Here is a 13,390-nt window from a genome sequence, read left to right on the forward strand (position 1 = left end):
GCGGGGTTGTAGGATAAACGCGGCGTTCTTGAGTCCTTCGCGAGCAAGTTCGCTCCTACAGTGATAGCGGTGCGTCAGTCGAATGATGTGCGGGATCAGCGGAAATCCCGGCTGCGCACACTGATGCCGTCCAGCAACGGGCTCAGGTCGCTCAGGCGTCCGGCAATCAGGTGGCGTACCTCACCTTCCTTTTCCCAGCGCCCGTCGACCTTGAGCAACTGCGAGCCGACCAATACCTGTCGCTGCCGGTCGGCCAGGTCGCGCCAGACCACCACGTTGACGTTGCCGAACTCGTCTTCCAGGGTGACGAAGGTCACGCCACTGGCGGTGCCCGGGCGTTGCCGGCCGGTCACCAGTCCGGCAACGCTGACCGGGCGCCCATGCTCGACATCCATGAGTTCTTTCGAACTGCGGCAACGCCGGGCTTTCAATTCACCCCGCAGCAGGGCCAGCGGATGCGGGCCGAGGGTGGTGCCGACACTGTTGTAATCGGCCAGCAGGTCCTCGCCCACGGTGGGTTTGGGCAATGCCACCGGGCCTTCCTCCTGACTCGGTAGCCCGGCAAACAAGCCGAGCTGTTTCTGCACACCCGCCACTTCCCAGCGCGCCCGATGACGGTCACCCGCCAGGCCGCGCAACGCGCCGGCATCGGCCAATTGCTCCTGGGCGCGGGCATCGAGACGCGCCCGTTCGCCGAGGTCGGCAATGTCGATGAACACCCCCTTCGCACGGGCCGCTTCGATACGCCGGGCATCGTCCTCGCGAAACCCCTTGATCATGCGCAGACCCATGCGAATCGCCGGCTGTGCACCGCTGATCGGTTCCAGGCTGCAATCCCAGTCGCTGGCCCGCACGTCCACCGGGCGAATCTGCAAGTGATGCCGGCGCGCGTCCTGCAGAATCTGGTCCGGGCTGTAGAAACCCATGGGCCAGCTGTTGATCAGCGCGCAGGCGAAGGCCGCCGGTTCGTGGCATTTCAACCAGCAACTGGCGTAGGTCAGCAAGGCAAAACTGGCGGCATGGGACTCGGGAAAACCGTAGCTGCCAAAGCCTTTGATCTGTTCGAAGATCAGCGCGGCGAACTCGGGCGTATAGCCATTTTTCTTCATCCCGGCGGCCAGGCGATCCTTGTGTGGCTCCAACCCGCCATGGCGTTTCCAGGCGGCCATGGAACGGCGCAATTGATCGGCTTCGCCAGGGCTGTAGTCGGCGGCGACGATGGCGATCTGCATGACTTGTTCCTGGAACAATGGCACGCCCAGGGTGCGTTTGAGCACCGCCTCCAGTTCCGGGGAGGGATAGGTCTCGGGCTCTTCCTTATTTCGCCGCCGCAGATACGGGTGAACCATGCCGCCCTGAATCGGCCCCGGACGCACGATCGCCACCTCGATCACCAGGTCATAGAAGGTCCGGGGCTTGAGCCGCGGCAGCATCGACATCTGGGCCCGGGACTCGATCTGGAACACGCCGACGGTGTCGGCATGGCCGATCATGTCGTAGGTTTGCGGGTCTTCGGCCGGCACCGTGGCCAGGCTCAGATCCAGGTTGCGATGCCGACGCAGCAGGTCGAAACAGCGGCGAATCGCGCTGAGCATGCCCAGGGCCAGAATATCGACCTTGAGCAGCCCGACCGCGTCCAGATCGTCCTTGTCCCACTGGATGATGGTGCGATCGGCCATGGCGGCGTTTTCCACCGGCACCAGGCTGTCCAGAGGCTGCTCGGAAATCACGAAACCGCCGGGATGCTGGGACAGGTGTCGGGGAAAACCGATCAGCTGCCCGGTCAAACTCAGTACCCGGCGCAACACCGGGCTGTCGGGATCGAAGCCGCCTTCACGCAGGCGCTCCACGGGCGGTGTGTCATCGCTCCAATGGCCGCAGCAATCGGCCAGGGCATTGACCTGATCCGGCGGCAAGCCCAAGGCCTTGGCCACGTCGCGCACCGCGCCGGCCGAGTGATAGGTGCTGACCACCGCGGTCAGCGCCGCGCGGGTTCGGCCATAACGGCGGAACACGTACTGCAGGACTTCTTCACGCCGTTCGTGTTCGAAATCGACGTCGATGTCCGGCGGTTCGTTGCGCTCCCTGGAGAGAAAGCGTTCGAACAACAGCGTGGTGCGATCCGGATCGATTTCCGTGATCCCCAGGGCAAAGCACACCGCCGAGTTGGCGGCCGACCCACGCCCCTGACAAAGAATCCGTTGCTCGCGGGCGAACCGCACAATGTCGTGGACCGTGAGGAAATAGCTTTCGTAGCCCAGCTCGGCGATCAGCTCCAGTTCCTTGTCGATCTGCAGCAACACCTTGGCTTGCGGGCCTTTTGGCCAGCGCCAGGCAATGCCCTGCCCGGTCAACACCCGCAGCCAGGAGGTGGCCGTGTGCCCCTCGGGCACCAGCTCACGAGGATACTGATAACGCAACTGGCCGAGGTCGAACGTGCAGCGCCGGGCGATGTTCAGCGTTTCGTCGAGCAACGCTTGCGGATACAGGTCGCCCAAGGCGTCGAGGCTGCGCAGATGGCGCTCGCCATTGGGGTGCAGGCGCAACCCGGCCTCGGCCACCGGCAGATGATGCCGAATCGCGGTCATGGTGTCCTGCAGGGCGCGCCGCCCGCGCGCGTGCATGTGCACATCGCCGCTGGCCACCGCCGGGATGCGCAGTTCCTTTGCCAACATCAATAACTCGTCCAGCCGTCGGCTATCGTCCTGGCCGCGGTGTAACTGCACCGTCAGCCACAGGCGATCGGCGAAGGTCTGCTGCAGCCAGCGACCGTTTGCAACATCATCGACCGCGTCCGGTACCCATAACGCCAACAGCCCCGGCAATGGCTCGTCGAAATCCTCGCGCAGCACCTGGTACTGACCTTTCTGCGTGCGGCGTCGGGCCTGGGTAATCAGTCGGCACAGGCCCTGGTAACCCTCAAGGGTTTCGACCAGCAGCACCAGTTTCGGACCGTTCTCGATGCGCACTTCGCTGCCGATAATCAGCGGCAGCTCCACGGATTTCGCCGCTTGCCAGGCGCGGACGATGCCCGACAGGGTGCATTCGTCGGTGATTGCCAGCGCTTGATAGCCCTGCTTTTTCGCCCGCTGGAAGAGTTCGAGGGCACTGGAAGCACCCCGCTGGAAACTGAAGTTCGACAGGCAGTGCAGCTCGGCATAATCGACCGTCATGCGAACCAGCCCTGCAGCCACAACGGGCCGCCCTCACCCACCGCACGCCAGGCCCAGCCCTGCTGGCCGGAGCGGGTTTCGATCAGGTAGTAATCGCGGCGTACGTCGGCACCGTCCCACCAGCCGGACTCGATCCGTTCCGGCCCCATCAGGATGCGCGTCGAGCTTTCGTGGACCGCCAAGGGCTCGGTCAGCAGCCAGCCCGGACGCTGCACGGCCGGGAGCCCTGCACAGGGCTGACTGTCGACACTGGCTTGCCACGCGCACTCCGGCCGGTGATCGGCCTGGAACCGCAAGCCCTGCACCGCGTCATCCCCCAGCCGCGCGCGCAGGCGTTCGCGCAGTTGCTCCCAGGGCAAGGACTGCTGCGGGCGGTCGTCGAACAGCTCCTGGTATTGGGGAACGAAGGCCGGCAAGTCTTCGGCGCGCAGACGAAAACCGCGCACCGGGGCCTCGACCTGGACCTGTTCCAGCCGCCCCCTGGCCAGTTCGAAGAGCATCGCCGGGTCGCGCTCGGCGCTGAGCAGGCCGACCTTGATCACACTGTCCGGCAACCCGGCGTGTTCCAGGTGCAGGTCAAAGCGCTGCACGCCGCTGTCCCGGCCGCACAGGAAGGCAGAAAGATCGCCGGTGAGGCGGCGTAACGGAAACAGCAGCGCCTGATGGGACTGCACATCGAAATTGAGTTCGATGCGTACATCGAAGCGGTCCGGCGGCAGGTAGAACGCCAGCGCCAGCCGACGGGTGCCCAGCAAGGCATCCAGGTGCTTGAGCACCTGGGCCTCGAAACGCCGGGCCAGACTCTGCCGGGGCAACGCCTGCACCTGACTCAGGGTACGCAAGCCCATGCGCGACAACGCCGTGGCGACACTGGCCTCCAGCCCGATCCGGTCGATGGGCAACTGCCCAAGATGATGTTGCAAGGCTTGATCATCGGGCACCACCAGACCGTCATACGCGTTGGCCAGCACCCGTGCCGCCACCGGGTTGGGCGCGGCAACAATCCGATGGCGAAAGCCCAGTTCGCCGAGTTCGGTGCGCAACCGCGCCTCGAATTGTGGCCAGGCGCCGAACAATCCCAGGCTGGACTCGATTTCAAACACCACCGCACGCGGGTAATGCACGCTGACTTGAGAGCTGAAGCGGTAGGCCCACGCGGCCAGAAACTGCTGCCAGTGTTCGATCTCGGCAGCGTCGTATTCAGCCGTGACAAAACCCTTGCTCAGGGCCTGCGCAGCGGTCATCGACTGGCCTGGGCGCAAGCCCAGCGCCCGCGCCGAAGCGTTGACCGCCTGCAACACCCGACGCTGCGCCGGGCCGGTCAGCAGTGCCAGCGGCTCATCGGGATCGGAGCGCTGGCGCAGGACCGCGTCCAGCGCCAATTGCGGGAAGAGAATGCACACCCAGCGCATGGCAACCTCAATGCCCCACAGGGAAGGCAATCGGCGCCGCACGGGCCAGCCCGCCCCGACACTTGAGCACCCGCAACTGTGCAGGCCTGGCATCGATGGCGATACGCAGGGCGGCGGGCGAAGGGTTGATGGCTTCATGGATCGAGCGGTAGGCGAATGCCAGGGTCGAGCCGGTTTCCGCTGCCACCTGCAAGCGGCGCAAGGCGCGGTCATCGGCCTTGTGCGGCCAGCACAACACCGCACCGCAACTGCCCGAACGCAAGCATTGTTCCGCCGCCCACAGGGCATCACGTTCACTGGCCTGGATGATCGACAACTGGCGCAGGTCGACCCCGGCGTTCTGCCAGGCCTGGGGATAGGGCACGAAAGGCGGCGCCACCAGCACGATGCGCTCACCGGCTGCCGACAACCGCGCCAGCGCCGGCCACACCAGTTGCAACTCGCCAACGCCCTGCCCGGCCAGCAGGATTTCGGTCAATGCCGATTCCGGCCAGCCGCCCGTGGGCAACGCCGCATCCAGCGCGGCATGCCCGGTGGGTTGCGGGCTGGCGGCCGGGGGCGCAGGCCGTCCCCGCCAGACCTGGCCGCCATTGAACAGCGTATCCAACGCAACGACGGCGCCCATCATCCTTGCCTCACCAGGCCGCAGAACACCCCTTCGATGGCCAGGTCCTGACCGGCGCGAACGATGATCGGCTGATAGGCCGGGTTGCGCGGCAACAGGCGCACAGCCTCGCCGACCCGCTCGAAACGCTTGATGGTGACTTCTCCATCGAGCCGCGCCACCACGATCTGGCCGTTGATTGCCTCCGGATTGCGATGCACACCCACCAGGTCACCGTCGAGAATGCCGTCCTCGATCATCGAGTCGCCCTGGACCCGCAGCATATAATCCGGCACCCGGGAGAAAATCGACGGGTCGAGCAGCAAGCGGCTGTGCACCTCGGCATCGGCTCCGATCGGCGCCCCCGCCGCCACCCGACCGAGGACCGGAATGTCCAGCAGCTCGGGCCGCGCCGGCTGACCGAGCAAACGAATGCCCCGGGCCTGATGCGCATTGACCTCGATGAAACCGGCTTCGGTCAGCGCCAGCACATGCTTGCGCGCCACGCTGCGGGAGGCGAAACCGAACGCCTCGCTGATTTCAGCGAGGCTCGGGGACTGACCGTGCTCGGCGATTCGATCGCGGATAAAGGTCAGGATGGCGGTACGGCGGGGAGTGAGAGTCGTCATGGAGTACATTTGTACTCTTTTGGCGCTTTCCTGACAAGAGCCGCCAATCCGCCGGCGGCAGGGTTGACCACAAAACTCACGCAAAACACCGGTCAAATGTGGGAGCGAGCTTGCTCGCGATAGCGGACTGACATTCAACATTGATGTTGACTGTTATGACGCCATCGCGAGCAGGCTCGCTCCCACAGGGGATTTCAGGTGGTTTCGGGGATGAGTTTTGCCAGGTAGGACCAAGGGTAGATTCCGCGATCATGGCCGTCGTTGAAGATCAGTTGCAGGCCGTAGCCCTGGGAATTGAGCTCGACTACACGTATGCGCTCATCAACTTTCACTGTCAGCCCTTGCAGCCGAAACGCCCGGCACTGCGAACACGGGCACTGACGACGCAACTCGGCATGGTCCAGCAACTGTTCGCGGCCATCGGACCACTTCAACCGCAGTTGCTGTTTACCCTGGGAATTACCAATCGCCAGCGGATTCATTGCAACTGACTCAACGCAATGCGCACAGCCTTGCGCACTTCCGGATCACCGTCGTCCTGTGCCGCCTGCAAGGGTGCGATGGCGCCTTTATCCTTCAACTCCCCCAGCGCCAACGCGGCTTCCTTGCGCAGGTTGCTGATACGGTGGCCGAGAGTGTCGATCAGCGGGTCGAGCGCCGGGGCGTACTGCAAGCGACCGAGGCTGCGGGTGGCGCGCAGGCGCACTTGCCAGTAATCGTCGCCCAGGGCTTCGACCAGGGCCGGCCCGGCGTCGGCGTGCCCGACCTTGCCCAGGGTGGTGGCAGCCTCTTCGCGCACTTGCCAGGCCCGGTCCTGTAACGCCTGGCGCAGGGCCGGCAAGACTTGGGCGTCGGACGCCAGGCCCAAGGCCCCGGTGGCGGCGCGACGGACTTCGGTGTCGGGATCGTTACTGGCCAATCGGGCAAGCGCCGGCAGCGCATCGAGCTGCTTGAGCCAGCCGAGTACACCGACGGCTTCGCGGCGAACACTGGCGTCTTCATCGTTCAATGCAAGGGTGGCCGGTTCGGCTGCGCCAGGAAAACGCAACTCGCGCAGCGCCCTGAACGCGGCGATTCGCACGCTGATGTCGGCATGCCCGGTCCATGGCAGGATCACCCGGCCCGCCGCCTCGCTCTTGAGCAGGCTGAGGCTTTGCGCGGCAGCGGCCTGCACGGCCTGAGAGGGATCGGTCAGGGCCTGGCACAGCGCCGCAACCACAGGTGTGTCCTCCCAGGCTTCCAGCAGCCGTGCGGCTTCGGCACGGACCTCTTCGGTCGGGTCTTCAGCCAGCCGATCGACCAGCCACAGCAAGCCATCCGGCTCTTCCAGGTCGGCCAGCTCGATCAGGGCAATGCGGCGTACGCCCGGATCTTCATCCGTCAGGCGCGGTTGCAGGGCGAGAATGTCGTCGTTATCGGTTACATCGAATAGAAAGGTCATAGGGCAAATCGCGGCAGTTTGTTTTCAGGGGGAAGTCCGAGAGGGTTCAGGCGCGGTAACTGCCGACCGTCTTCGTGACGCAGCAACTCGAGGCAATGACGCTTCAAGCGGGAGAACTCATGGCTTGTCACCAGTTCGGTGGTGCGTGGCCGAGGAAAATCCAGGTGCAGCTCTTCGATGATCCGGCCCGGACGCGAACTCATCACCAGCAGCCGATCGGCGAGGAACAGCGCTTCGTCGATGTCATGGGTGACGAACACCACGGTGGTGCGAATCCGCGTCCAGATATCCAGCAGCAATTCCTGCATGTTCAACCGGGTCAGGGCATCAAGGGCACCGAAAGGTTCGTCCATCAGCAACAGCCGCGGACGGTTGATCAGCACCCGGGCGATTTCCACCCGCTGCTGCATGCCGCCCGATAGCTGGTCCGGCCAGCGCTCGGCAAAACCTTCGAGGCCGACCAACGCCAGGATTTCGTCAGCGGCCCGGTGCCGTTCGGCTTTGCCGATGCCACGCATTTTCAGGCCGAAGGCGACGTTGTCGCGCACCGTGCGCCAGGGGAACAGCGTGTGGTGCTGAAACACCATGCCGCGCTGGGGTGATGGACCCGAGACTGGCGCGCCGTCGACTTTCAGGGTGCCGGTATACGTTTGCAGATGCCCGGCCAGCGCACCGAGCAAGGTGGATTTGCCGCAACCGGACGGCCCGAGGAGGCACACGAATTGCCCCGGTTCGATCTGGCAGTCCAGACCTTGCACGGCTTCGAAGGCGTGCTGGCCTTCGCCGAGGACAATGGACAATTGTCGGATGTCGATCCGCCCTTCAGGGGTTTGCATCGCGCTCATCAGGCTTTTCCTCGTGGTCGATGCCAGGGCGTGAACAACCTGCCGAGGCGCTTGATCAGCAGACTGCTGCCCATCCCGAGTACGCCGATCAGCAACATGCCGACTACGATGTCGGCGTAGTTCTGGATGGTGTAGGACTCCCAGGTGTAATAACCGATGCCGTACTGTCCGGAGATCATTTCAGCGGTCACCAGGCAGAACCACGAGGTGCCCATGCCGATGGCCAGGCCGGTGATGATGCTCGGTGCGGCACCCGGCAGGATCACTTCCAGCAGAATCGCCCGGCGCCCTGCCCCGAGGCTTTTCGCCGAGGCGATCAGGCGCCGGTCGACGCCTTCGACGCCGTGCACGGTGTTGAGCAGGATCGGGAACAGCGCGCCGGTGAAGGTGATGAACACCATTGACAGTTCTGACGAGGGAAACATCAGGATCGCCAGCGGAATCCAGGCCACCGCCGGGATCGGGCGCAGGACTTCCAGCGGCGGCAGCAACAGATCCTCGGCCCATTTCGAGCGCCCGATCGCCAAGCCCAGGGCGACGCCGATGATCAGCGCCGCGAGGTAACCGGCGAACACCCGGCCGAGGCTGCTGCTCAGGTGTTGAACAAGCTTGCCGGAGTCGCCGAGGCCGAGGGCGGCTTCGATGACGGCAAGCGGTGCCGGAACGTTGGCAAAGGTGACCAGGCCGAGGTTCCAGTGGCCGCTGGCGGCGAGTTGCCAGAACAGAAGGCAGAGCAGCAACGAGGCGGCTCGGGGGATCCAGCGTGCATATGATCGGTACACAATTCTTCCTCTCAACCCTGGACCCTGTGGGAGCGAGCTTGCTCCCACAGGGGTTGCGGTGTTTTGGGGTTAGCGGCTGGCAACGGCCTGGGTGGTGGCGTCGTTGAAGTCCAAGACCTTGCCGCCCTGGGCCGTGGCGAATTGCTGGGCCTGGCCCTTGAGCAGAAACGCGCTGAGGCGCCCTTTCGCATCGCTGGCAAACCACGCCTGGTCCGCCAGCAACTTGATCCCGCTGTCGCTCGCCTGGGCATACACCGCGCGGATGTTCTTGCCTTCCTGCTTCAGGCTGGCCAGCGCGGTGAACGCCGACTCCGTCGTGGCGTATTGACGAACCTTGGGCTCGCCACGCACCCAGACCTCGGCCACATGGCTGAAATCGGTAATCGGCTTGCCACTCAGCGCATCCACCGCGTTCAGCGGGGTCGGCTCGTAATTCGCAAGCTGCGCGGTGTAATCCAGGTTCGAGGCCTTGAACGCGGCGCGGATGTACTGGTCGTCAATGAAGGTGTTCAGATCGAGACCGCGATCAGCCTTCTTCAGCAACTTGAGGGTATCGATCGCGGTACCCACTGCCTGGCGGTATTCCGGCTTCCAGCTCAGGTCGCGGGTCTGCACCCCGAGCGGACCGTAGAACAGGTAATTGACCTCGGCATCGACCCCGGTGACCTTGGCGATCAACTCGCTGTACTTCTCGGGCTCTGCCGTCAGCAGCTGGTTGGCTTCGATACTGGCGCGCAGATAAGCGACGACGATTTCCGGGTACTTTTTCGCATACGCCTGATCGACCAGGGCACCATGGAAAGTCGGGGCATTCGCCTGGGAACCGTCATAGATCTTGCGGGCAAAACCACGGCTGGGGAACAGTTCGGCGAACGGCACGAAGTCGGCATGGGCGTCGATCTTCCCGGCCTGCAACGCGGAACCTGCGACTTCCGGCGGCTGGGCGATGATGGTCACGTCCTTGAGCGGATCCCAGCCCTGCGCGGCCACGGCTCGCAGCAACATGCCATGGGCGGTGGAAGCGAACGGCACGGAAATGGTCTTGCCCTTGAGCTCGGCCAATGACTGCACGTTGGATGCGCTCGGCACCACGATGCCGTTGCCGCTTCCCTTGATGCTGCCCGACAGGACGCTGATGAACAGGCTGTGCTTGCCCGCGGTTTCGAACGCCACGCCGTTGAACGAACCGGGGAAATCGGCCATGGCACCGAAGTCGAGTTTGCCCGCGACCATCTCGTTGGTCAGGGGCGCGCCACTGGTGAAATTCTTCCACTCGACCTCATACTTGGCGTCTTTGTATTGGCCGTCGTGGGGCAGGTATTTGTCCAGCAGACCGAGCTCGCGAATCAACAGGCCGCCGGCGGCGCAGTTGATCGTGGTGTCCTGGGTGCCGATGGCGATGCGGATGGTTTCGGCGGAGGCCGAGAAGGTGAACGAAGCCAGTACCAGACCGGCAAATGCTGCACGCAATAACATAGGTGTTTCCCCTCGAATCATTTATAGGATGTTCGTCTCCGCCACGATCAGGGCGTGGTGGGAAACGAGGGGTGTCTTGAAGCAAGCGTCCGGTGTTGCCGGGTAGCTGTTGTGTTGTCTGTGGCGGCCTCATCGCTTGCAAGCCCGCTCCCACATTTGGATTGCGTTTCAGCGCAATAAATAGGGGATTTCGACTTTCACCGCCCCGGTCGGGCAGTCCTTTTCACAGGGCATGCAGTACCAGCATTCATCAAAAGCCATATAGGCTTTCTGGGTCGCCGGGTTGATCGCCAGCAGGTCCATTGGGCAAACATCCACACACACGGTGCAGCCTTTGTGGGCGATGCACAGGTCCTCGTCGACCGTGACCGGCGCGTTGGAGCGAAAGAAAATTTCCTGGGGTTGATAGGCCATTTCTCGGTCTCTCTTTTTGGGCTCAGGCAGCAAAGGCACCGACTCGCAGCCGGTCGTAGGCCTGCATTTCTTCGGCATCCAACGGGATGATGTAAGGCTCGACGGCTTTCTTGAAACTGCTCATCACACCGTTTTCATCCTTCTTCAGGTGGCAATGGCAGAACCAGTCGCTGTCGTTGCGCTGTGGATGATCGACTCGATAGTGGTACAGCCCCCAACGACTTTCAGCGCGGAACAGCGAAGCGCGGGCGGCCATTTCCGCGCAGTCGCGAATCATGCTGACTTCCATGGCGCGCATCAGTTCGTGGGCGTTGTGGGCCTTGATCTGATCGAGATCGCGCTGGATGTCGCTGAAGCGTTGCAGGCCGATCTGCATCTTCTTGGTGACCTTCGGCGGTTGCAGGTAATCGTTCACAAAGCGGCGCAATTTGTACTCGACCTGAGCCGGCGGCAGACCGTGTTCGCGATCCAGTGGCGCGTAGACCCGGGCTTTTTCGGTGTCGACTTGCTGGGCATCGACCGCTGAAAAATCGCGCCCGGCGACAAAATCCGCCGCGTTAGTGCCGGCAAACCAGCCGTAGGTGAACGCGCCGAGCATGTAGTTGTGCGGTACAGCGGCCATGTCACCCGCCGAATACAAACCCTTGACCGAAGTCTCGGCCTTCTCGTTGACCCACACGCCGGACGCCGAGTGACCACTGCAAAAGCCGATCTCCGAGATGTGCATTTCGACCATCTGCGTGCGGTAATCGGTGCCGCGGTTGGCGTGGAACTGGCCACGACTCGGGCGTTCGTTGCTGTGCAGGATTTCCTCGATGTTCTGGATGGTTTCCTCGGCCAGGTGATCGAGCTTGAGGAACACCGGGCCATTGCCGCTTTCGAGCTCCTGGTGGAACTCCCACATCATCTGCCCGCTCCAGTAGTCGCACTCGATGAAGCGTTCGCCCTTGTTGTTGGCGGTATAACCGCCCAATGGACCGGTGACGTAGGCACAGGCCGGGCCGTTGTAATCCTTGATCAGCGGGTTGATCTGGAAGCATTCCAGGTTCGCCAGTTCCGCTCCTGCGTGATAGGCCATGGCGTAGCCGTCGCCGGCGTTGGTCGGGTTTTCATAGGTGCCCATCAGGTAACCCGAGGACGGCAAACCCAGGCGTCCGGCCGCGCCGCAGCACAGTATCACTGCCTTGGCCTTGATCACGTGGAAGTCGGCGGTGCGGCAATCGAAGCCCATCACGCCGTTGACCGCGCCCTCTTCGTCCGTCAGCAAGCGGGTGCAGACCAGCCGATTGGTGATGCTCACCCGCGCCCGCTTCAACTGGCGGTACAGGACTTTCTTGATGTCATGCCCTTCCGGCATCGGCAGCACGTAGGCGCCCATGTGGTGAACCTTTTTCACCGCGTAGTCGCCGGTCTCGTCCTTCTCGAACTTCACGCCCCAGCGGTCCAGTTGCTCGATGGTCTCGAAGCTGTGGGTCGCATAGGCATACACCGCCGCCTGGTTGACGATGCCATCGTTGGCAATGGTGATTTCCTTGGTGTACTGCTCCGGCGTCGAGTGGCCGGGAATGATCGCGTTGTTCAGGCCATCCATGCCCATGCTGATGGCGCCGCTGCGCTTGACGTTGGCCTTGTCGATGAGCAGCACCCGCAGGTCGCGGTTGCGTTCCTTGGCCTTGATCGCCGCCATGGGGCCGGCGGTGCCGCCGCCGATCACGACGATGTCGTATTCCTGTTCGACGGTACTTCTGGTCATGCTGTGGCTCATGCCTGATCCCCTTTTTGCCGGTCGATCCGCAGGCGGTACTGGAAGGCATCGCCACGGTAGTAAAGGTGTTCGAAGTCCAGGGGCTGGCCGCTGGCGTCATGGGTCAGACGCTCGATGCGCATGATCGGCGAGCCGGCTTCGACGTTCAGCGCCTGGGTCAGGTCGCTGTCGGCGAGTACCGCGTCTATGGCCAGGTCGGCGTGACCGAGGGCCAGGCCGCAGTCGTTTTCGAGAATCAGGAAGATGTCGCGGGTGACCAGATCGGCCTTCTCCAACCGCTCGCCGATGGCTTTGGGCAGGTAGGTGATTTCCAGCGAGATCGGCTCGCGGTTGATCAGCCGCACCCGTTTGATCTGCGCCACAGTCTCGCCTTCGGCCACCTGCAGACGCTCGGCAACGAGCTTGTCGGCCGGTATGAATTTGAAACTGCGCAGGCGGTTGATCACCTCATAGCCACGACCGGTCATGGACTCGGCCAGGCCTTGCAAGGTGCTGACGTTCTGAAAGGTCTTGGGCTTGGCGACGAAGGTGCCCTTGCCATGGATCTTGAAGATCAGCCCTTCCTTCTGCAGATCCCCCAGCGCCTGGCGCACGGTGATGCGGCTGACCTTGAACAGCGCGCCGAGCTCGCTTTCTGAGGGCATCTGGCTGTCTTGCGGGTATTCGCCGTCGAGAATGCGGGCGCGAAGTACATCCCGCAGTTGGGTGTGTAGCGGAACACTGCTGAGAGATAGAACGTTATCAGTCATGTAGGATCACTTGTCATAACGAGTTATGACGTGATCCTAAAGTTCTAATGGCAGGCTGAGAAATATTGTTTGGATATAAGATTAGATGCGCAGCGCTACT

12 protein-coding genes are annotated in these 13,390 nt (G+C 63.2%); all 12 read right to left on the reverse strand.

Annotation, left to right across the window (positions count from 1 at the left end):
- Positions 1-95: 95 nt before the first annotated feature.
- The 12 genes from ACA041_RS17890 to ACA041_RS17945 all read right to left on the reverse strand — a co-directional run bounded on the left by ACA041_RS17890 (position 96) and on the right by ACA041_RS17945 (position 13,290).
- On the reverse strand, positions 96-3,194 hold the full coding sequence (locus tag ACA041_RS17890; protein ID WP_497434914.1) for an error-prone DNA polymerase: 3,099 nt from the start codon (positions 3,192-3,194) through the stop codon (positions 96-98).
- Positions 3,170-4,585, reverse strand: coding sequence for a Y-family DNA polymerase (locus ACA041_RS17895; RefSeq protein WP_497434918.1), 1,416 nt, complete (start codon positions 4,583-4,585; stop codon positions 3,170-3,172). Before ACA041_RS17895 ends, ACA041_RS17890 begins: the two co-directional genes overlap by 25 nt.
- Positions 4,586-4,592: 7 nt before the next feature.
- Positions 4,593-5,210, reverse strand: a complete 618-nt coding sequence (gene imuA, locus ACA041_RS17900; protein WP_497442105.1) for a translesion DNA synthesis-associated protein ImuA — start codon at positions 5,208-5,210, stop codon at positions 4,593-4,595.
- Positions 5,210-5,827 (reverse strand): transcriptional repressor LexA, encoded by a 618-nt coding sequence (gene lexA, locus ACA041_RS17905; protein ID WP_497434921.1) that lies wholly within the window; start codon positions 5,825-5,827, stop codon positions 5,210-5,212. Before lexA ends, imuA begins: the two co-directional genes overlap by 1 nt.
- Positions 5,828-6,012: 185 nt before the next feature.
- On the reverse strand, positions 6,013-6,300 hold the full coding sequence (locus ACA041_RS17910) for a DUF971 domain-containing protein (RefSeq protein ID WP_497434926.1): 288 nt from the start codon (positions 6,298-6,300) through the stop codon (positions 6,013-6,015).
- Entirely contained in the window at positions 6,297-7,259 is a 963-nt protein-coding gene (locus ACA041_RS17915) for a HEAT repeat domain-containing protein (protein WP_497434933.1), read from the reverse strand. The genes ACA041_RS17910 and ACA041_RS17915 overlap by 4 nt, the downstream gene beginning before the upstream one ends.
- Complete coding sequence (locus tag ACA041_RS17920; protein WP_497434939.1) at positions 7,256-8,104, reverse strand: ABC transporter ATP-binding protein; 849 nt, start codon at positions 8,102-8,104, stop codon at positions 7,256-7,258. The genes ACA041_RS17915 and ACA041_RS17920 overlap by 4 nt, the downstream gene beginning before the upstream one ends.
- A complete protein-coding gene (locus ACA041_RS17925) occupies positions 8,104-8,886 on the reverse strand; it encodes an ABC transporter permease (protein ID WP_497434945.1) in 783 nt (260 codons plus the stop codon). The genes ACA041_RS17920 and ACA041_RS17925 overlap by 1 nt, the downstream gene beginning before the upstream one ends.
- A gap of 69 nt (positions 8,887-8,955) precedes the next feature.
- A complete protein-coding gene (locus ACA041_RS17930) occupies positions 8,956-10,362 on the reverse strand; it encodes an ABC transporter substrate-binding protein (RefSeq protein ID WP_497434950.1) in 1,407 nt (468 codons plus the stop codon).
- Between the two features lie 168 nt (positions 10,363-10,530).
- Positions 10,531-10,776 carry a 4Fe-4S dicluster domain-containing protein gene (locus ACA041_RS17935; RefSeq protein WP_007946457.1) on the reverse strand — a complete coding sequence of 82 codons (246 nt, stop codon included), beginning with the start codon at positions 10,774-10,776 and terminating at the stop codon, positions 10,531-10,533.
- A 22-nt stretch (positions 10,777-10,798) separates the two neighbouring features.
- Positions 10,799-12,529 (reverse strand): fumarate reductase/succinate dehydrogenase flavoprotein subunit, encoded by a 1,731-nt coding sequence (locus ACA041_RS17940; protein ID WP_497434955.1) that lies wholly within the window; start codon positions 12,527-12,529, stop codon positions 10,799-10,801.
- A gap of 8 nt (positions 12,530-12,537) precedes the next feature.
- Positions 12,538-13,290 carry a GntR family transcriptional regulator gene (locus ACA041_RS17945; RefSeq protein WP_064677357.1) on the reverse strand — a complete coding sequence of 251 codons (753 nt, stop codon included), beginning with the start codon at positions 13,288-13,290 and terminating at the stop codon, positions 12,538-12,540.
- Positions 13,291-13,390: the final 100 nt, after the last annotated feature.

Source organism: Pseudomonas sp. LBUM1676 (assembly GCF_059695605.1).